This window comes from Psychromonas sp. CD1 (assembly GCF_002239585.1).
Lineage (GTDB): Bacteria > Pseudomonadota > Gammaproteobacteria > Enterobacterales > Psychromonadaceae > Psychromonas.
This window is the reverse complement of sequence record NZ_NDFH01000003.1, coordinates 1,052,983-1,072,421: the sequence shown is the minus strand read 5'-3', so window position 1 is coordinate 1,072,421 and position 19,439 is coordinate 1,052,983. Positions and strand designations below refer to the sequence as shown.

The following is a 19,439-nucleotide window of genomic DNA, read 5'->3' as shown; positions in this document are numbered from 1 at the left end:
TTTATTCTTATATTTCAGCCCCTTTTTTATATAAAGGGGTCTCTTTTTTCATTACCTCCTAAAATTTTAAACAATCAAAAAAGTTAAATTTCACAGTCAAACTTTGACTAACTTTATTCAAATATTTGATCCTAAGCAGGCTTATATTTTTTGGAACATTAATACATGGCGATCAATTTCTCAGGGCGACATTATCCATCACATATTATCCTAATGGCACTGCGTTATTATCTTGCTTACAAATTCAGCTACCGTGAAATAGATGAGATATTTGCTGAGCGTAATATTCATTTTGATCACTTAACTTTGAATCGTTGGGTGATCAAATATTCTCCATTGCTGAAACCTACATAAAGGTGAAAGGTAAGTGGGTCTACTACTATCGAGCAGTCGATAAGTATGGCGCTATTATTGATTTTACTTGAGTGAAACCCGTAATGAACAAGACATACGGGCTTTCTTTGATAAAGCCATTACGAGTAATGAGTTGTCACGTAAAGTAGTTATTGATAAAAGTGGTGCGAATGCAGTCACGTTAGATACTATCAATATTCACCTTTTGTTGTCTGGATATATGCTCTATATGGTTGAAGTGTTAGCGATTAAATACCTCAACAATATTGTTGAACAAAGCCATCGAAAAGTGAAAGGTAAAATGCATCAATGTTTAGGATGGAAGTCTTGGGTTGGTGCGGAATCAACGTTAGCCGGTGTTGAAGTCTGCGCCATGATTAAACACGGACAGATGCTCGATTCAGAAGGAATGACTCCATGGGATCAGTTTTATGAAAAAGTAATTCGCATATATTCAGCTGACCACTTTTTTTACCTATTTTAAGTTATGCACTTATTATTTAAATCTAAGGGGTTAAACAATAAAACCTCTACCTATATTTACGTAGAGGTTTTATTGTGTCATCGAGAATTAAGCGACTTGTATAGGCACCGCTTTACTGGTGCGTACAATATTGTTGCTTGCATCTAAATAAACTAAACTGGGCTTATGTTGGCTAATTTCTTCTGCACTTAAGCTTGCATAAGCACAGATAATGACACGATCACCCACGGCAGCCATTCTAGCGGCTGCTCCATTGACTGAAATTATTTTAGAGCCACGTTCTCCAGATATCGCGTAAGTTGCAAAGCGTCCACCTGTTTCGATGTTATAGATCTCTATTTTTTCATATTCTAAGATACCAGATTGATCTAATAAATCTTGATCAATCGCACAAGAGCCTTCATAATTTAATTCAGCATGCGTGATGCGAGCTTGGTGTAGTTTGCCTGTTAGCATTGTTTTTTGCATACAAAAACCTTTCGTTAATATTATGCTGATTAATTCAGCTGATGAGATAATAAAGTAAACATTTATAAATTAACTACTTTATTGTCGATTAAGCGTGTATTACCTAAAAAAGCCGCCATTAGTATAACGGCTTTATTACTTTTGTTGTGTAATGTTTGCAACGTTTTTGCATCAACAATATCAATAGAATCTGGCTTAAATCCACCTTCTTCTAATGCCTTTGATGCTTCGACTATAAGTGCCTGATAGTTTAAACGTTTCGATGGAAGTTGTTCTCCTAAATCGTGCATCACACGTGCCAGTAATGGGGCTATGTTTTGTTCTGACTCGTTAAGTTTACTGTTACGAGAGCTTAATGCCAGTCCATTATCTGCACGTACAATCGGAACTGAAATAATATTGATAGGCATGGCCAGATCTTTTACCATTTGCTTAATTATGGCAAGTTGTTGAAAATCTTTTTCTCCAAAACAAGCATAATCGGGTTGTATAAGATTAAATAACTTGGCCACGATAGTGCTCATTCCACGGAAATGGCCCGGACGTAGCTTACCTTCCAAGCAGTTAGATAGCATGGGTACTTCAATGTAAGTCTGCGTTTCTAAACCATGTGGGTAAATCACATCAACACTCGGCACAAATATAATATCAACACCCGCTAGCATTAACTTTTCATAATCGGCTTTTAAAGTTATGGGGTAATTGATTAAATCTGCTTTATTATTAAATTGCATCGGATTGACAAAAATACTAACGATTGTGATGTCTGCAACTTTTTGACCTTCTTTAATGAGCGCAAGATGGCCATTATGTAAATTACCCATAGTTGGGATGAATGCAATTTCTTGAGCCTTTTGCTTGATCTGTTTAACGCTCTCGCGTAATAATATCGGATCATGAATAATTTTCATTTTATTCTCTTTTTAATAAAAACAATGCTCAGTTGCAGGGAACTCACCACTTTCTACCTGTTTTTTATAAAGTGCTACTGCTCCTCGAATATCACCTGTTTCGAGTAAGAAGTTTTTAGAGAACTTGGGGCAAAAACCAGCAGAAATCCCAAAAGCATCGTGCATCACTAAAATTTGTCCGTCGGTTTCCGCACCAGCGCCAATCCCAATAACTGGGATTGTTAATGCATGAGTAATGCGTTTAGCAAGAACAACAGGGACACATTCTAAAACTAAGAGTTGTATTCCAGATTTTTCTAAAAGCAATGCGTCGTTAAGTAATTTATCTGCTTGCTCTTCTTGGCGACCTTGCACCTTATAACCGCCTAATACATTAACCGATTGTGGGGTTAAACCTAAATGACCACAAACAGGAACACCACGTGTGACTAAGCCTTGTATAGTGCTAGCGAGCCAATCTCCTCCCTCGAGCTTAACCATATGCGCACCAGCTTGCATTAAGATTGCAGCATTGGCATAAGCTTGATCAGTATTGGCGTAACTCATAAACGGTAAATCAGCCATGATTAATACATTTTTTGCGCTATTCGCAACACAGCCTGTGTGATATTTTATATCATCAATGGTGACCGGTAGAGTTGAGTCATGGCCTTGTAATACCATACCAAGAGAATCTCCGACAAGTAAAACTTGAATACCTGCTTGATCAAAAATCGTGGCAAAACTCGCATCATAAGCCGTGATACAAGTTATTTTTTGATGCTCTACTTTCATTTTCATTAAATGAGAAACACTAATTCTAGGCATAACATTTCCTAATTTCAATTGAGTTAATCTGTGTTGTAAGTGTGATCTGCGTCACTTATTTTTGTGAGCTCTTTTTTATCACATAATGTGATTAATTGCGACAAAAGCGTTGTATCGGGTAATTTTATTTCTGGGGCAATTTCAAACAAAGGATATAGTACAAATTCTCGGGTTTTCATTCCATAATGTGGAATGGTTAAGCGCGATGTATTAATACTGTGATCTGCATATAAGATAATATCTAAATCTAAAGTACGTGGCCCCCAACGTAGCGCCTTTCTTTCTCGCCCTTGGTTTTGCTCTATTTTCTGTAACTCATCTAATAAATGTAATGCGCTTAATTGTGTGTCTAATTCAACGACCGCATTAATATAATCCGGTTGATTTTGAGGGCCCATAGGTCGACTACAATACAAAGAAGAACATTTAAGTAATTGTGTGTTAGGTAAACCTTTCAAGGCCTCTATCGCCTTCTTTGCTTGTTGTATTGGATGTTTTTGATTACTGCCAATTGCAATATAACTAAGCATCTAGAACATCCGTATTAGATGAGCGTTTTTTGTTTCTATATTTACGTTTTTTAGGTGCCGTCTTTGTCGTATCTGGTTTTTTTTCATTTGCTTTATTAATATGTTGACGTCCATATTGGTGCACAGGTAGAGGATTATTTTGTTGATACTCTTGCCACCACACAACAAGGTCTTTTAATTCCGTTGCATTTTCTATTTGTGCGCGTAATGCTAAAAAGTCAAAGGCGGCTCTAAATTTAATATGTTGATAAACGCGTTGTGCGCGTTTTCCTCCAAAACGAGGTAAACGTAATTGTAGCATCCAAATATCGCGAATAGTGGCTGTAAAGCGTTTTGGAATAGCAATACTTTTTACTTGAATACTTAATACTTCATTCATCGCGAGTAAAAAGGCATCATGGTATTCCATGCCACTTTCACAGCTTATAGCATGGGCGCGTTGCTCTACGGGGTACCAAAGTAACACTGCATAAATATAGGCCGGCGTAACACGTTTTCCTTGAGCAATGCGTTTATCTGTGTCGATTAAAGCTTGCTCTATCATTGCCGTGGCCGTGTCGTCTTCACCTTCTTTGAATAGAATAGGGAAAAGGACTTGTAATAATTTATACTCTTTAAGCAAACGGTATGTTGTTAAGCCTTGCCCTGAAAGCAATAGCTTTATCACTTCATCAAAAAGTCGTGCGGCGGGTATATCTTGTAAAAGGTTTGATAAGCGTCGAATAGGCTCTGCGCATTCCGGGCTTATTTTAAGATCCAGTTTTGCTGTAAAACGAATAGCACGTAGCATACGTACTGGATCTTCTCTATAGCGAACATCCGGATCGCCGATTAAGGTTAATCTACGTTCTTTTAAGTCTTGCATCCCATTGCAACAGTCATACAAAGAAAAATCAGCAATATCATAATAGATTGCATTTACGGTAAAATCACGGCGCTCAGCGTCTTCTTCTAAGGAGCCATAGACGTTATCTCGTAATAACATTCCACCTTGAGATTGTTTTACTTTTTGAATGTCTTGTGCACTTTTTTGATCATGGTGACCACGAAAAGTTGCAACTTCAATTACATCTCGACCAAAGAGGATATGCGCTAAACGAAAACGTCGGCCAATTAAACGACAATTACGAAAAAGAGCTTTAATTTCTTCAGGTGTAGCATTTGTTGTAATGTCGAAATCTTTCGGTTTTAAACCTAAAAGTAGATCGCGCACACCGCCTCCCACCAGTAAGGCTCTATAGCCTGCATTGTGTAAGCGATATAATACTTTTAATGCATTATCATCAATATCTTTTCGAGAGATAGTATGTTTATCTCTTGGAATTTTATATTGCTCTAATGAAGGCACCGTTGTTGTTTTATTTCTTTTCGCAAATACTTTTTTAACGAATTGTTTTAATCGTTTAATGAGCTTGTCCTCGGAATATGTTCGATATAATTAATGCTTGATTTTTTTGCAATGCTTATATTATGCGCGTGTTACCTCAAACACAAATTAATTTTAAATTTGTACTTCAATTTGTTTAGGAAGTTTGTCTATTGACCAATGTTTTACTGCCCAGTTCAATATTTCATCGCATGTTTTAGGTGCGCTATTTTTGTTTAGATCTAAGCCTAAAAAAGCTAAAGCATCGAGCAATGTAGCGCGCGCATTTTTTATTTTAATAGCTTTAGCATGATTTTGTTTGGACAATTTAATGCCCGGAGCGCTTACTGCTAAAGGCAAGTGTAAATATGTAGGTGCTTTTATATGCAGTAATTGGTATAGCGCTAATTGTAAGCCTGTCGTGTTGATTATATCGGCTCCCCGTACAACTTCAGTGATACCTTGTGCAATATCATCTGCGACCACCGCTAAATTATAAGCATATAATTTATCTTTACGTTGAAGGATAAAATCAGGTGTACAAGTTATTGGAATATGCCCTTGCAGTTTGTCGGTGAAGCCACTAATGAGCGGCGTCAGTGTACTAAGGTCAATGCGTAGTGCATTATTTTTAGAACCGTATTGCTTAGTGCGGCATAAGCCTAAATAAGGTCGGCCATTTCTTTTGATGTTTTTACGCGTACATTGGCAATAATAAGTTAAATCTAGATTTTTCAATTGGGTCAATATTTTTTCATAACAACAGGATTGTTGACTTTGATAAATAACCGTATTATCCCATTGTAAACCATAGGCTTGTAGTGTGTTTTGTATTTCAGTTGCAGCACCTGGCATTTCACGGACAGGGTCAATATCTTCTATACGTAATAGCCATATACCCTTTTTTGATTTTGCTTGTAAATAACTACCTACTGCAGTGATCAATGAACCAAAGTGTAATAAGCCCGATGGTGAGGGGGCAAAGCGTCCCACATAGTGTGAAGCTGGCAAAATGATACTCCATAGCAATAGTAAAGGTTAGTTTTTGACCAACCTTTACTCTTAAATATGGCTTAAATTAGCCAATATCTTGTTTTTCTTTTATTTCTGCAAGTGTTTTACAATCGATACATAAATCGGCTGTAGGTCTCGCTTCAAGACGGCGGAGGCCAATTTCGACACCACAAGATTCACAATAACCAAAATCATCCTGATCAATTTTCTTTAGCGTATTCGTTATTTTTTTAATTAAACGACGTTCACGATCACGTGCGCGTAGTTCTAAGCTAAATTCTTCTTCTTGGGTCGCGCGATCTATAGGATCTGGGAAATTAGCGGCTTCATCTTTCATATGATCTACAGTGCGGTCGACTTCAATGCGTAACTGTGTGCGCCACGAGTCTAAGATCGTGTTAAAATGGTCGAGTTGAGCTTGCTCCATGTATTCTTCATTTTTTTTAATTTGATACGGCTCTACTCCTGCAATGGCTAAAATGCCTAATGTTTTTTTAGTCTTACTGGCTGGCATATTTTGTTCCTTTTATTGATGCATGATTACAGCTTCAATAGGGTGAATTTAAAATGGTAATAACAGTTTTTATATAACTGTTAAAAGAGCCCTACTTATTTTGGGCGGTATCTATATCAAGTAATCATAGTGTAGTCAATTAGTGTTTGTTAATTTATGATAGTTAAGCTTTATTTTTTTTAATTGTAGAAGCTTTAATATTTTTTGTTTGGAGTTATTTTGTCTCAATTACCAATAAATTCAGTTTTAAGTTTTATTTTTTTTAATTGTAGAAGCTTTAATATTTTTTGTTTGGAGTTATTTTGTCTCAATTACCAATAAAGTCAGTTTTAAGTGAGATACAGTTAAGTTTGTCTGTTGCATCTCAAGTGATATTACAAGCCCCCCCCGGCGCAGGGAAATCAACGTTCTTGCCATTTGTCATGCTTAAAGATAAGTGGTTTTCAGGAAAAATAATTATGCTTGAACCCAGGCGGTTGGCAACAAAAAATATTGCTCATTATATTGCGTCTTTATTTTCCGAAGAAGTGGGAGGTCGAGTTGGTTATCGAATGCGCGGTGAGCAACGCATCAGTCGTAATACACAATTAGAAATAGTGACTGAAGGTGTTCTTACTCAAATGTTACAACAAGATGCCGAATTAACTGGAGTTAGTTTGCTTATTTTTGATGAATTTCATGAACGTAATTTACAAGCGGATCTTGCACTTGCTTTGGCCTTGGATGCCCAAGCGGGATTGCGAGAAGATCTTAAAGTGCTAATAATGTCTGCAACTTTGGATAATAGTCACTTACAGAAGAAATTACCAAATGCACATTGTATTCTTTCTCAGGGAAGAGGTTACCCTATTGAAATATACCACCAAGCATTAAATAAAACGCTAAATTTAATGAGTGCTTTAGTGGCATTAATTACGCGCGCTTATCGAGAGCAAAAAGGTGATATTCTAGTCTTCGTTGCGGGAATAAAAGAAATAAAACAGTGTACAACCCAATTAAAAGTTTTTTTTGAAAATGTGATGAAACCGCCATTTATTACGCCTTTATACGGGGCCTTAAGTTTAGAGGCGCAGCAATTTGCGATGCAAATTGCTGCTGGAGGGCAACGAAAAATAGTTATAGCCACCAATATTGCTGAAACTAGTTTAACCATTGCGGGTATTACGGTGGTGGTGGATAGTGGTCAAGAACGCGTTGCTCTTTATCAAGCTAAATCTGGGGTGACCAAGTTACAAACACAGATGATAAGTCAAGCGAGTGCTACGCAACGAGCCGGACGAGCGGGGCGTTTACAAGCGGGATATTGTTATCGATTATGGGCATTAGAAAGTCGCTTACCTGCTCAAAAAACATTATCGATACAGTGTAGTGATTTAACATCCTTATTATTAGAAATATTATATTGGGGAGTTAATGACGCAATAAATTTACCTTTTATTGATCAGCCAAATAGTAGTAATCTTGCACAAGCACGTGTCTTATTAACGACTTTTGGTGCGTTAGATGCTAGCGGTCGATTAAGTCGTTATGGACGTGTTATGCGCGAACTGGGTACTGAGCCTCGATATGCGCATTTATTGTTGCAAGCACAGCGTTTAGAGGATGAAGAGCAGTGGGAAGGACTGGTTGAACTTGGATGCTTATTAGTGGCACATCTAGAGAGCACCGAATCAAAAGTTGATGATATAAGCGTCGCAATTCTACAGCCATCTTACCTTACTAAGCAACGTCAGAGAGTCTTATTAAAACGTTTGCATCGAAGCTTGAGTAGTGCGCCATTAGCGATACATGCGTGTGGTCTGTTGCTTGCATTTGCTTTTCCCGATCGTATCGCGGGTGCTAGAGGGGCGACGGGGTGCTATTTGTTGAGTAATGGTATCGGAGCTCAGTTGGCGTCACATTCAGCATTACTCAGCGAAAAAATGTTAGTGGTTGCTGATCTTGGTTTGCTTGGATCTGCTCGAAATAGTCATATTTTTAGTGCCTGTGCGATAGAGCGTGCGGATTTGGATAAATATTTAAGCTCCTATTTTATACAAAAAAATGAAATTTATTGGCAATTGAACCATAAAAAATTAATTGCAGAAGAGCGTTTATACATAGGTAAGTTATTAATTAGTAGCAAACCCTTACAAGGTGTCAGTCGGCAACAAAAAAGTGACGCGTTATTAGCAGGTATAAAAAAATCGGGATTGAGCGTCTTAAACTGGTCCGCACAAGATGAGCAATTATTGTGTCGCTTACAATATGCACAAGCACAATATTTGAAATTTAATGTACAGAATGATTTTTTAGACTTTTCTCACGAGCAGCTTCTTTTGCGCTTAGGTGATTGGCTTGGACCATATTTAAATGCATTGACTAAGCCGGATCAATTAGCTCGTTTAGATTTACAAAGTGCATTATTGGCGCGTTTAAGTTGGACGGGATTAACAAAGTTTAAAAATGATTTTCCTACACATATTCGTGTTGTAACAGGGTCAAAAATTGCGATTAAATATCACTCTTTACAAAATCCATTACTGAGTGTGCGCATGCAAGAATTATTTGGACAAAAAGATTCGCCTTGCATATTTTCCGGCCGGATCACGTTACAATTAGCATTGCTTTCACCAGGAAGGCGAGCGTTGCAGTTAACCCAAGATCTCGCTTCATTTTGGTCAGGGGCTTATATTGAAGTTAAAAAGGAAATGCGTGGACGTTACCCAAAGCATTATTGGCCCGATGACCCACTGCAGGCATTACCAACAAAACGTATTAAAAAGCATATGAATGGGAAATAAATGTTGAAGATAAGAACTCTTTTTTCTAAAAAAAATAAAAAGAACAAAAACAGAAAACGCTCAATTAAAGTTAAGATCTTCTCTTTTATTTGGTCTGTTTCTTGGAAGTTAAGTTTAGTGATGTTTGCTACCATGTTGATTTTAGGTATATATTTTGATTCTAAAATAAATCGGAAATTTTCATCGGGAACATGGCAACTTCCCGCGCAAGTCTATGCGCGGGCATTACAATTAAAAATTGGCAACTCTTTATCATCAACGTTATTAATTGAAGAGTTAAAATTACTTAATTATAGACCGGTTCGATCGGTACAAGCTCCCGGACAATTTTCGGTAGCTAATAATAGTGTTAGTTTTTACCGGCGAGCGTTTGATTTTTCGGATCGTCCTGAAAGTGCAATTCAAGTAAAAGTTTATTTTAAAGATAAAAAAATTCAATCAATTTATGTTCAAGGGAACTGGATCAAAAGTACGCGTTTAGATGCTTTACTTTTAACTCGTCTCTATTCAGATAATATTGAAGATCGTCTTTTTCTACCATTTGAAAAGATCCCAGATCTTTTTATTAACACGTTATTGCTAATGGAAGATCGGACTTATTACCACCATCAAGGGGTTTCGCCTTTTGCCATTGTACGAGCATTTATTACTAATTTCCAAGCAGGTAGAACAGTACAAGGGGGTAGCACGCTTACGCAACAATTAGCTAAAAATTTATTTTTAACGCAAGAGCGTAGTTTATGGCGCAAGTTTCAAGAAGCATACATCGCTTTATTAATGGATCATAAATATAGTAAAGATCGTCTGTTAGAAGCATATTTAAATGAAGTTTATTTAGCCCAAAATGGTAAAACGGGTATTTATGGCATTGCTTTAGCTAGTCATTTTTATTTTTCACGACCTGTGAATGAATTGCGTATCGAACAGATTGCATTGCTAGTGGCTATTGTCAAAGGGCCTTCTTATTATAATCCGCGTCGTCATCCTAAGCGCGCATTGGAAAGGCGTGATTTGGTGTTGCGTATGATGGTTGAAAATAATTTGATTGGTGCGCAAGATTATCGCTATGCGGTAGCGGACTCACTTAATTTAAGTGCGCGTAAGGCTTTAAATAACATCTCTAATCCGGCTTTTATCAGTCGTATATATCGTGAGTTGGCTTACCGAATGCCTAAATCTATTGCGCAACAAAATGGCTTACATATATATACATCTATATCACCGTTAGCACAAAAACATGCTGAATATGCGGTGCAATATGGGATACAAAGAGTGTCTGTGGCGGGAGATAATGATTTGCAAGGAGCGATGCTGGTGAGCGATCGTGACTCGGCGGAGATCCGTGCAATAGTATCGGGAAAAGAGGTTAAATTTAGTGGTTTTAATCGCGCATTAGATGCAAAGCGTCCAATAGGATCACTGGTTAAACCTGCTGTATATTTAACGGCGCTAGAGTCTGGGTATTCTTTAAATAGCGTTTTAAAAGATAGCCCAATTATATTAAAAAACTCAACAGGGCAACGTTGGAAGCCTAAAAATTATGATAGGAAATATCGAGGTGAAGTTTCATTAGAGTATGCATTAGTACATTCGCTTAATGTACCAACGGTTAACTTAGGCATGCAAGTTGGTTTGGGCAGTGTCATCGAAACCTTACATAAAATGGGGGTGAAAAAAAAGATAAAAGCGTATCCATCATTAGTTCTCGGTAGTCTTGCAATGACGCCTTTGCAGGTGGCGCAAATGTATCAACCGATAACAATGCAAGGTCGTTATCAGACTCTTGCTCTGATCCGCTCTATCGTGTCTAAAGACGGAGAACGTCTATATGAGAGGCATGATCCTATTGAAGCGCGTTTTTCGGAGAAAGCGGTAAAAATGTTAAATTCGAGTTTGCATGAGGTAACGCAATCGGGCACTGCGCGGAGCTTACGTTGGCGAAATCCCGGAGGGTACTTTTACGGTAAAACAGGAACAACAAATAATCTAAAAGATAGCTGGTTTGTTGGGTTTGATGCGAATGAGTTAGTCACAACGTGGGTAGGGAAAGACAGTAATAAAAGTACGAAATTAACAGGGAGTAGTGGTGCTTTAGTTCTTTTCTCCTATTATATGAAACAGAAAAATAAAGGTAAATAAAGTGCAAAAAAGTATAATGAGTATGCATCAATTGCAGGGGGGGTTTGCACAAAACAAAAGCTGGGATGCCCAATATAGATTACTTATTCAATTAGGTAAAAAGTTACCTTGTATGGATGAGAGTGATAAAAATCTGCGTAATGAAGTGCAAGGTTGTGCGAGTGCTGCTTGGTTAAAAGTTCACCTAGAGGGTGATAGGTATCAAATCACTATGCATAGTGATACGCGGATTGTACGAGGTTTGATGATGATATTACTTGTTATATATCAAAATAAAAATGCGCGGCAGATTTTAGCGGTGAATATCAATGATATTTTTACAGAGTTAGGTTTGCTTAATCATTTAAGTCCGTCTCGTGCCAATGGATTATTTGCAATTGTGAAACGTATCACCCAATTAGGAATTGATGAAAATGACGAATAAAAGTACATTACATCCGCGTAGTTTGCACCTCGGGCGTTATGATTTGGATGCGTTATGCAGTTGTTTACCTGCTTTATCGCGTTTTGTTATGTGTAATGAATACGGTAATATCACTATTGATTTTAGTAACTCGGATGCACTACTGACCCTTAATCAGGCTTTATTAAAGTTTTTTTATCACATTGATTTTTGGGAAATACCGAAAGGTTACTTATGTCCGCCAGTTCCTGGACGTGCGGATTATCTGCATTATCTTGCAGATTTGCTAATGAAAGAAACGCCGTTAGAGGTGCATAGTGCTCAGATTAAAGTACTTGATATAGGTTGTGGTGCCAATTGCATTTATCCTATTTTGGGAAGCCAAATATATAATTGGTCATTTGTGGGGGTGGATATAGATGTTTTATCGATAAAAACAGCTAACTTACTCATTAAGTCAAACAAATGTATAAGCTCTAAAATTAAAACCCGCTTACAAAAAAATAAAAAGGCTATTTTTGAAGGTATTATTCAACCTCATGATAAATTTACATTGTCGATGTGTAATCCTCCTTTTCATGCTTCGATGCAACAAGCATTACAGGGGAGTACTCGAAAAGTTAATAATTTAAATAAAGGTAAAGTGAAGCAAGCCGTGACGTTAAATTTTGCGGGTCAAGAACATGAGCTCTGTTGTTTGGGTGGTGAAATTTCTTTTCTAAAACAGATGATTAAAGAAAGTGTTCAGTATGCGGATCAGATTTTATGGTTCACAAGTTTAGTGTCTAAGTCTGAAAATCTTGGACCGTTGAAAAAATTATTAAAACAGTTAAATGTTCCGAAAGTGAAGGTAATAAAAATGCAACAAGGGCAAAAAACCAGTCGATTGATAGCGTGGTCATTTCGCTAGTTTGATAGGGGGATGCATTTGCATCCCCCTAAGTGTACAGAGGCACTTAATTAGTTGAGTAAACGCGCTCGGATAGTACCTTCAATGTTTTTTAGTTTCGATAATGCTAATTGCGCATCTTCACTGTTAACGTCAATGACAACATAACCAATATTAATATTTGTTTGTAAGTATTGTGCTGCAATATTGATATTGCTTTCTGCAAAAATTAAATTTATCTTGGTCAAAATTCCGGGATGATTATGATGAATATGTAATAGCCGACAAGCGTGAGCATGCTCAGGAAGAGAAACTTCGGGAAAGTTTTTAGACGATAACGTAGATCCATTATCTGAGTATTTAACTAATTTCCCCGCAACTTCATAGCCAATATTCTCTTGTGCTTCTTGCGTACTACCACCGACATGTGGCGTCAATATTACATTATCAAAATCGCGTAATGGCGATAAAAACACTTCATCGTTTGATTTTGGTTCAATAGGAAATACATCGATAGCCGCTCCCGATATTTTTTTACTACGTAATGCATTACAAAGTGCCATGATATCTACGACCGTCCCCCGCGCCGCATTCATAAATACAGCTCCATCTTTCATCATAGAAAACTCATTGGCTCCGATCATATTTTTGGTCGATGCGCTTTCTGGGACATGTAAACTGATGACATCTGATGTTTTTAGCAACTCTTTAAGACTATTTATTTGTTGCGCATTACCCAAACTTAGCTTATTTTCAATATCATAAAATGAAACTTGAAAACCGAGGCTTTCTGCTAAGATACCAAATTGTGTTCCAATGTGTCCATAGCCAATAATACCAAGGTTTTTACCTCGTGCCTCACTAGAGCCTTTTGACGATTTATCCCATACACCTCTGTGTGCTTTGGCACTTCGTTCAGGTATTCCGCGTAATAATAAAATTGCTTGAGCAAGTACGAGTTCTGCAACACTGCGTGTATTTGAGAAAGGGGCATTAAAGACTGCAATGCCTTTTTGTTGCGCATAGTTTAAATCAACTTGGTTCGTGCCAATACAAAAACAACCAATAGCAATAAGTTTATTAGCAACGTTAAGCACTTTTTTATTGAGTTGAGTATGGGAACGAATGCCTATCAAATGTACATCATGAATTTTTTTAATTAGATCGTCTTCACTCAATGAGGAGCTAATTGTTTCAATGTTAGTGTATCCCGCTTTTTTAAAAGTATCTAAGGAACTCTGATGCAGGCCCTCTAAGAGAAGAATTTTTATTTTATTTTTATTGAGAGAAAACTGATTCATTTTAAGCGCGCTTATATAGGCGCTTTGGGGACTTTTCTTTAGCATTTTCACTCACCATGTTTGTATATTTACTTGTTGGAGTATGCTAATTTTTAATTATTTTTGCGATCGCATAAAATAAAAAAGTCATTGAGCATATGCCCATAATTTTTTTTAGGTAGTTTAATTATTAATAAGGTGCTTTACAGTAGCAGATAGGTATAAGAATAAAAGTGAATTAGATCAATATATTGTTATGAAAATAAACTCATTATCTTTTAATTCTAAAGGTAGTAAAAAATAGAGAGTAACCCAAGGGTATCGTTATTAACGCAGACCTTGAACCCGAAGGTCAAGAGTGGTATCCCAGTGTTTGCCGCAGGCTTCTCGATACTAGCCGAGCTTGCACAATAGCATTCAACTTAGGTTGCCAAGTATTACTTATCGGCTCAGAGTCTTTGTTAAGATTAGCGAATACCCGAGGGTTAAGTAAAGATTACGCTAAATTTTATAATTTGCATAGTGTTTTAGATCTAAAAATGTACATTTTCTCTTTGAAATGTATTTTTTATAAAAAAAATCAGACTATTACTTTATATCTATCTTCCAATAGGTAATAAAGCATTCTCAATGGATTGGTGTAGAGCTTGAATTCTGTTATTTAATTCTTGTGTTTGTTGCTGGTTTTTTGCTTTTTCGGTATTTAACTCATGGCATAAGTTAAGTGCAACCATCACAATTAATTGTTCATTGCGTAAAGTTCGCGTATTACTTTTTATCTTGTTAAGTTTTAGGTTAAATTGCTCAACGGTTTTTTGTAATGCTTTTTCTTCACCTTCAGGGCAGGCTATTTTATATTGTTGTCCTAGGATAGAAATTTCAATATTGGCCATAATTAACCTATCTAATATAATGTTAAAAATAAATCTAATATTAACTATCTCAGCGCTAACTTTCAAGTGCTTACTAGCTGCATGACAGGCTCAGTGTTAGTATTAAATGTTTACAGTTTAGAAGAGAATGGGCAATGTGTAAAAAATCTAAATTAAATTTTGATGAAATCGCAAAAATATTAAGCACAATGGATCTTTATACAACGGCATCGGAAATACATGGAATACTCGCAGGGCTTATAGCTGGTGAGGTTACACTTGATAATAAAAGTTGGCTACCTTTATTTAATGACGTGGTCAATGAAGGTATGGGTTTACCTTTGGAACTGAAAAAAAGCGTTATCCGTATTCATGGCCAAATATTAGAGCAGTTTACGAATGATGGCTTCACTTTATTATTACCAGAAGAGAATGTACCTTTAGATGAACGATGTGACGCAATGGCACAATGGGCGCAAGGGTTCCTGTTAGGATTTGGGTTGGTGCAACAATCGTTACATCAAGCATCAAAAGAGACACAAGAGATAATTCGTGATATTCGTGATATATCACAACTTTCTTTTGATTTTGAAACAGAAGATGAAGCATCAGAAATTTCTTTTGCCGAAATAGTTGAATATTTATGTATGGGAGCCATGCTTTGCTTTAATACATTTTCTCGTGATCATGGCCATCCATTATCAAAAACTTTACATTAAAGGGATATATACTTATGCAACAGTTTAATCAGCGCCGAGAACAGTTTTTTGACAAAATGTTAATGAATAGCATGGCTGTTTTTCCGAGTGCGACAGAAAAAACACGCAATAATGATTGTGAATATCCTTTTCGACAAGAAAGTAGTTTTTTATATTTAAGTGGCTTTAATGAACCTGATTCTTATATTGTATTGCTTAAATCAAAACAAGGTAACAAATCTATTTTATTTAATAGGAAAAAAGATAAAAGCGCAGAAATCTGGCATGGTTATCGTGTTGGACAAATTGCGGCGATCAGTGATTTTAATTTTGATGAAGCTTATATCAATGATGATTTTGAACATCAACTGATGGCATTAATGGAAGGTGTAGAATCACTTTATTATCCTATATTTCAGGCGCCAAAATTAGAGAAATATTTAGCAAAAGCGGTTAATCAATTACGTGCTGGTGCGCGTAAAGGTAAATTAGCACCGATTCATTTTTTTGATAGTTTGAATATTGTTAATGAAATGCGCTTATTAAAATCAGAGTTTGAGTTAACGTTGTTGACTGAGGTGGGCGATATTTCTGCTGCAGGACATGTACATGCAATGAAAGTATGTAAGCCGGGTATGTGGGAATATCAATTAGAAGCTGAAGTTAAGTGTGAATTTGCACGACAAGGCACGCGAGAAATTGCATATAATAGCATTGTCGCGGGTGGTAATAATGCCTGTTGTTTACATTATTCAGAAAATAATCAGCAACTTAAGGATGGTGATCTAGTGCTGATTGATGCGGGCGCAGAGTATCAAGGTTATGCAGGTGATATTACCCGAACGTTCCCTGTTAATGGCGTTTTTAGTGAAGCACAAGCAAAGTTATATCAATTAGTGTTGGATGTGCAAACGCGTGCGATAAGTTCCGTTAAGCCAGGTGTTGCGTTAAGAGATATTAATAAACAGGTTGTGCAACAATTTGTAGAAGGTCTCGTTGCGTTGGGCCTCTTACGTGGTGATGTGCAAACGTTAATTGAAAATGATGCCATTAAAGCCTTTTATATGCATGGTATTGGTCATTATATTGGTTTGGATGTGCATGATGTGGGTGACTATGGAAGTTTTGAAGATTCGCGATTGTTAGAAGCGGGTATGGTAATAACGATAGAACCAGGTTTATATGTGAGTGTTGATGCAAATGTTGATAAATATTGGCAAGGTATTGGTATCCGTATTGAAGATGATGTTGTTGTAACAGAAACGGGCGCGCAAGTATTAACTGCGGGTGTACCAAAGAGTATTGATGAAATTGAAGCGATTATGGCGAGTTAAATCAATGCAAAAAAAACATTCTTTTGATTTTGATGTCGATATTGTCATCGTTGGGGCTGGTATGTCGGGTTGCTTACTTGCTCATGCACTTTTAATGAATATACCTAAACTTAATGTTCTATTAATCGATAATAACCCTCAATTAATCGGTACTACAATGCACCCTGGATTTGATGCCCGTAGTATTGCGCTGAGTGCCGGCAGTTGTGATATTTTAGATGCACTAGGATTATGGCATACGTTAAAAAATAAAGTGACTCATATCGAGGATATACATATCTTTGAGCGTGGTGGCTGGGGGATGTTAGATTTGCCTCGTCAAAAGGATGTTTTTGGTGCGGTTGTTGAATTACAGGTGATGGGGAAAGTCCTGGCGGATAAATTAAAGGGCTATGCACAATTAACACGGCTTTACAGTGTTAGCCTAACGAGCCTTGAGCCACACCGAGAACATATATATTGCCATTTGCAAAATGGACAAAAAATTCGTGCAAAGTTATGTATCGGCGCCGATGGAGAATCAAGTGTTACGCGACAATACGCAGGGATAGATACACAAAGTATCGACTATGCAAGCTCTGCACTTATCGCTAATGTACGTTGTTCTGAAGAGCATAAAAACCGTGCTTTTGAATGCTTTACAAGATCCGGCCCTATTGCTTTATTGCCGATTTCGGATGAACGTTATGCGCTTGTCTGGTCATTAAAAAAAGATGCATTAGAGGCGATGGAAATATTAAGCGACGATGATTTTTTAAATATGCTACAAAAAGCCTTTGGTTATCGTGCTGGGCGTTTTATTGAAGTAGAATCACGTCATAGTTATGCGTTGAAATTAATACACAGCCCATCACCTTTTGCGCATCGTGTTCTTTGTATAGGTAATGCCGCACAGAGTTTACATCCTGTGATGGGGCAAGGGTTTAATCTTGGTTTACGTGATGTTTACCAATTAATAACGGACATGACGAGTGCTTACAAAAACGGCACCATTGGTTCCTTTACTATGTTGAATAAATATTGGTGTTTACGTAAAAAAGATCAAAACAGAACGGTTTTAATGACTCATTCAGTGGTGACTTTATTTAGTAGCGATGCTTGGCCATTAGTATTGGGGCGAAATATCGCTCTACAGGCCATGTCTTGTTTTCCGGTACTTGCTGAGCCGATAGTCAGGCAAGCAAGAGGTCAATTTAATTTATTTGCAAAAGAAAATATATGATGATGTTATCTTATGATTTAACCATCGTAGGTGGTGGAATAGTGGGGCTTACACTGGCAATTTCATTAGCAAAAAGCGACTTACGTATCGCAATTATTGAAAGTAAAGAAAAGCTAAGTCGAGATGACTTGTGTGTTTCAAGAGTGAGTGCTATCAATATAGCCAGTCGTACTATTTTTGAAAAGTTAGGTGTTTGGGAATATATAAATGCATCGCGTATCACGCCTTATGCATGCATGTCTGTTTGGGAAAAAGATACCGCTGCTAAAATCGAGTTCTCTGCTTCGGATGTGAATGCACCTCAATTAGGCTATATCATTGAAAATGAACAAATAAAAAAAGCACTGATGACTCTGCTTGAACAACAAACAAATGTTACTTTTTATGCCCCAGATAAAATCTGTAAGGTGAGTATGGGGGATGGAGAGGCTTGGTTAACGTTAGGCAGTGATAAACAGTTAACCAGTAAGTTATTAGTTGGTGCTGATGGAGCTAATTCTTGGTTACGCAATCAAGCTAATATACCATTGACCTATTGGGATTATGAACAAGATGCGTTAGTGGCAACCATAAAAACCGAATTGGCACACGAAAATTGCGCTCGGCAAATATTCACCTCATCGGGGCCTTTAGCTTTTTTACCCTTATTTGAAGATAATCTCTGCTCTATTGTTTGGTCTGCTCCTGCGCATGAAATCGATAAATTAAAAGCATTAAGTCGTTTTGAATTTAACAAGCAATTAAGCTGTATGTTTGATAATAGATTGGGCGCGTGTGAGTTACAAGGTGAGCGGCTGCATTTTCCATTGCGCATGCGTTATGCACGTGATTTCGCTAAACATCGCATTGCGTTAATAGGTGATGCTGCGCACACTATTCACCCGTTAGCTGGGCAAGGTGTTAATTTAGGTATACTTGATGCATTGAGTTTGTCTGAATGTATACAGGCCAATCATGATGCAGGAAAAGATATTGGTTTATATCCGCAGTTACGTCAATTTGAACGTTGGAGAAAAACCGAAGCTGTACAAATGATTGCTGCAATGGAGTTACTTAAACGTCTTTTTCAAGGAAATGATCCGGGTAAAAAAATACTGCGTAATTTAGCGTTATTATTTGCAGATAATATCCTGCCGGTGAAAAAACAATTTATTCGTCAAGCGATGGGTTTAAGCGGAGAATTACCTGCTATTTTGAACCCATCATAAAAGCGTGTATATTATGCACCTTATTATATTCATGGGCTTTGATATATTAAGTATTTTAAGTGATACTTTTTATAGATAAATTCACGTGCTCTTGTTGTTGCATGGTACTCGATTTTTTATTTTTCGTGTATTTCCTTGCGGTATTAGATACAACATGGGTATA

Annotated in this window: 17 protein-coding genes, 1 other RNA gene and 1 pseudogene; 9 read left to right on the top strand and 10 right to left on the bottom strand. The window is 37.1% G+C overall.

The features are described 5' to 3' along the window. Nucleotides 1-165: 165 nt before the first annotated feature. Nucleotides 166-838 (top strand): annotated as a pseudogene (locus tag B8W84_RS06455) (IS6 family transposase). A gap of 87 nt (nucleotides 839-925) precedes the next feature. On the opposite strand, the gene panD reads toward B8W84_RS06455, so the two are convergent. The 7 genes from panD to dksA all read right to left on the bottom strand — a co-directional run bounded on the left by panD (nucleotide 926) and on the right by dksA (nucleotide 6,448). Continuing rightward, nucleotides 926-1,306 carry an aspartate 1-decarboxylase gene (panD, locus tag B8W84_RS06450; protein WP_094752448.1) on the bottom strand — a complete coding sequence of 127 codons (381 nt, stop codon included), beginning with the start codon at nucleotides 1,304-1,306 and terminating at the stop codon, nucleotides 926-928. 62 nt (nucleotides 1,307-1,368) lie between these two features. Next, nucleotides 1,369-2,217: a pantoate--beta-alanine ligase gene (gene panC, locus B8W84_RS06445; RefSeq protein ID WP_094752447.1), complete on the bottom strand. Its 849-nt coding sequence runs from the start codon at nucleotides 2,215-2,217 to the stop codon at nucleotides 1,369-1,371. 12 nt (nucleotides 2,218-2,229) lie between these two features. Continuing rightward, entirely contained in the window at nucleotides 2,230-3,024 is a 795-nt protein-coding gene (gene panB, locus B8W84_RS06440; protein ID WP_094752446.1) for a 3-methyl-2-oxobutanoate hydroxymethyltransferase, read from the bottom strand. A 23-nt stretch (nucleotides 3,025-3,047) separates the two neighbouring features. Further along, a complete protein-coding gene (gene folK / locus B8W84_RS06435; protein ID WP_094752445.1) occupies nucleotides 3,048-3,554 on the bottom strand; it encodes a 2-amino-4-hydroxy-6-hydroxymethyldihydropteridine diphosphokinase in 507 nt (168 codons plus the stop codon). Next, entirely contained in the window at nucleotides 3,547-4,902 is a 1,356-nt protein-coding gene (pcnB, locus tag B8W84_RS06430; RefSeq protein ID WP_257797925.1) for a polynucleotide adenylyltransferase PcnB, read from the bottom strand. Before pcnB ends, folK begins: the two co-directional genes overlap by 8 nt. Before the next feature lie 153 nt (nucleotides 4,903-5,055). Further along, nucleotides 5,056-5,931 (bottom strand): tRNA glutamyl-Q(34) synthetase GluQRS, encoded by an 876-nt coding sequence (gene gluQRS, locus B8W84_RS06425; RefSeq protein WP_094752443.1) that lies wholly within the window; start codon nucleotides 5,929-5,931, stop codon nucleotides 5,056-5,058. 67 nt (nucleotides 5,932-5,998) lie between these two features. Then, nucleotides 5,999-6,448 carry an RNA polymerase-binding protein DksA gene (dksA, locus tag B8W84_RS06420; RefSeq protein ID WP_094752442.1) on the bottom strand — a complete coding sequence of 150 codons (450 nt, stop codon included), beginning with the start codon at nucleotides 6,446-6,448 and terminating at the stop codon, nucleotides 5,999-6,001. 302 nt (nucleotides 6,449-6,750) lie between these two features. Between dksA and hrpB the strand changes: the two genes are divergently transcribed. Genes hrpB through rlmF form a run of 4 tightly spaced genes read left to right on the top strand, consistent with a single transcriptional unit; the run spans nucleotide 6,751 to nucleotide 12,683 of the window. Then, nucleotides 6,751-9,231 carry an ATP-dependent helicase HrpB gene (hrpB, locus tag B8W84_RS06415; protein WP_094752441.1) on the top strand — a complete coding sequence of 827 codons (2,481 nt, stop codon included), beginning with the start codon at nucleotides 6,751-6,753 and terminating at the stop codon, nucleotides 9,229-9,231. Beyond that, a complete protein-coding gene (gene mrcB / locus B8W84_RS06410; protein ID WP_094752440.1) occupies nucleotides 9,232-11,370 on the top strand; it encodes a penicillin-binding protein 1B in 2,139 nt (712 codons plus the stop codon). Nucleotide 11,371: 1 nt separating this feature from the next. Next, the gene (locus tag B8W84_RS06405) at nucleotides 11,372-11,794 is read left to right on the top strand and encodes a SufE family protein (protein WP_094752439.1); all 423 of its coding nucleotides are present in this window, start codon (nucleotides 11,372-11,374) and stop codon (nucleotides 11,792-11,794) included. Further along, the gene (rlmF, locus tag B8W84_RS06400) at nucleotides 11,784-12,683 is read left to right on the top strand and encodes a 23S rRNA (adenine(1618)-N(6))-methyltransferase RlmF (RefSeq protein WP_094752758.1); all 900 of its coding nucleotides are present in this window, start codon (nucleotides 11,784-11,786) and stop codon (nucleotides 12,681-12,683) included. The genes B8W84_RS06405 and rlmF overlap by 11 nt, the downstream gene beginning before the upstream one ends. Nucleotides 12,684-12,733: 50 nt before the next feature. On the opposite strand, the gene serA is transcribed toward rlmF, so the two are convergent. The 3 genes from serA to B8W84_RS06385 form a co-directional block, all read right to left on the bottom strand. After that, complete coding sequence (gene serA / locus B8W84_RS06395; protein WP_094752757.1) at nucleotides 12,734-13,963, bottom strand: phosphoglycerate dehydrogenase; 1,230 nt, start codon at nucleotides 13,961-13,963, stop codon at nucleotides 12,734-12,736. Between the two features lie 285 nt (nucleotides 13,964-14,248). Further along, nucleotides 14,249-14,431, bottom strand: a non-coding RNA gene (gene ssrS, locus B8W84_RS06390) — 6S RNA. A 110-nt stretch (nucleotides 14,432-14,541) separates the two neighbouring features. Then, nucleotides 14,542-14,835: a cell division protein ZapA gene (locus tag B8W84_RS06385; protein WP_094752438.1), complete on the bottom strand. Its 294-nt coding sequence runs from the start codon at nucleotides 14,833-14,835 to the stop codon at nucleotides 14,542-14,544. Between the two features lie 134 nt (nucleotides 14,836-14,969). Here B8W84_RS06385 and B8W84_RS06380 point away from each other — a divergent pair, with 134 nt between their 5' ends. From B8W84_RS06380 to B8W84_RS06365, 4 genes are read left to right on the top strand one after another with little or no spacing between them, the layout of a single operon-like run. After that, entirely contained in the window at nucleotides 14,970-15,533 is a 564-nt protein-coding gene (locus tag B8W84_RS06380; protein ID WP_094752437.1) for a UPF0149 family protein, read from the top strand. A gap of 14 nt (nucleotides 15,534-15,547) precedes the next feature. Further along, nucleotides 15,548-16,846, top strand: coding sequence for a Xaa-Pro aminopeptidase (gene pepP / locus B8W84_RS06375; protein ID WP_094752436.1), 1,299 nt, complete (start codon nucleotides 15,548-15,550; stop codon nucleotides 16,844-16,846). Beyond that, nucleotides 16,818-18,068, top strand: coding sequence for an FAD-dependent monooxygenase (locus tag B8W84_RS06370; RefSeq protein ID WP_257797924.1), 1,251 nt, complete (start codon nucleotides 16,818-16,820; stop codon nucleotides 18,066-18,068). The genes pepP and B8W84_RS06370 overlap by 29 nt, the downstream gene beginning before the upstream one ends. Next, the gene (locus tag B8W84_RS06365) at nucleotides 18,068-19,276 is read left to right on the top strand and encodes an FAD-dependent monooxygenase (protein WP_374220150.1); all 1,209 of its coding nucleotides are present in this window, start codon (nucleotides 18,068-18,070) and stop codon (nucleotides 19,274-19,276) included. The genes B8W84_RS06370 and B8W84_RS06365 overlap by 1 nt, the downstream gene beginning before the upstream one ends. Nucleotides 19,277-19,439: the final 163 nt, after the last annotated feature.

Bases quoted from the DNA above. Each gene is read 5' to 3' on its own strand.
- B8W84_RS06385 (WP_094752438.1), bottom strand. From the start codon at position 14,835: ATGGCCAATATTGAAATTTCTATCCTAGGACAACAATATAAAATAGCC.
- folK (WP_094752445.1), bottom strand. From the start codon at position 3,554: ATGCTTAGTTATATTGCAATTGGCAGTAATCAAAAACATCCAATACAA.
- panC (WP_094752447.1), bottom strand. From the start codon at position 2,217: ATGAAAATTATTCATGATCCGATATTATTACGCGAGAGCGTTAAACAG.
- B8W84_RS06365 (WP_374220150.1), top strand. From the start codon at position 18,068: ATGATGTTATCTTATGATTTAACCATCGTAGGTGGTGGAATAGTGGGG.
- rlmF (WP_094752758.1), top strand. From the start codon at position 11,784: ATGACGAATAAAAGTACATTACATCCGCGTAGTTTGCACCTCGGGCGT.
- B8W84_RS06370 (WP_257797924.1), top strand. From the start codon at position 16,818: ATGAAATTGAAGCGATTATGGCGAGTTAAATCAATGCAAAAAAAACAT.
- mrcB (WP_094752440.1), top strand. From the start codon at position 9,232: ATGTTGAAGATAAGAACTCTTTTTTCTAAAAAAAATAAAAAGAACAAA.
- dksA (WP_094752442.1), bottom strand. From the start codon at position 6,448: ATGCCAGCCAGTAAGACTAAAAAAACATTAGGCATTTTAGCCATTGCA.
- pepP (WP_094752436.1), top strand. From the start codon at position 15,548: ATGCAACAGTTTAATCAGCGCCGAGAACAGTTTTTTGACAAAATGTTA.
- B8W84_RS06380 (WP_094752437.1), top strand. From the start codon at position 14,970: ATGTGTAAAAAATCTAAATTAAATTTTGATGAAATCGCAAAAATATTA.
- serA (WP_094752757.1), bottom strand. From the start codon at position 13,963: ATGAATCAGTTTTCTCTCAATAAAAATAAAATAAAAATTCTTCTCTTA.
- panB (WP_094752446.1), bottom strand. From the start codon at position 3,024: ATGCCTAGAATTAGTGTTTCTCATTTAATGAAAATGAAAGTAGAGCAT.
- panD (WP_094752448.1), bottom strand. From the start codon at position 1,306: ATGCAAAAAACAATGCTAACAGGCAAACTACACCAAGCTCGCATCACG.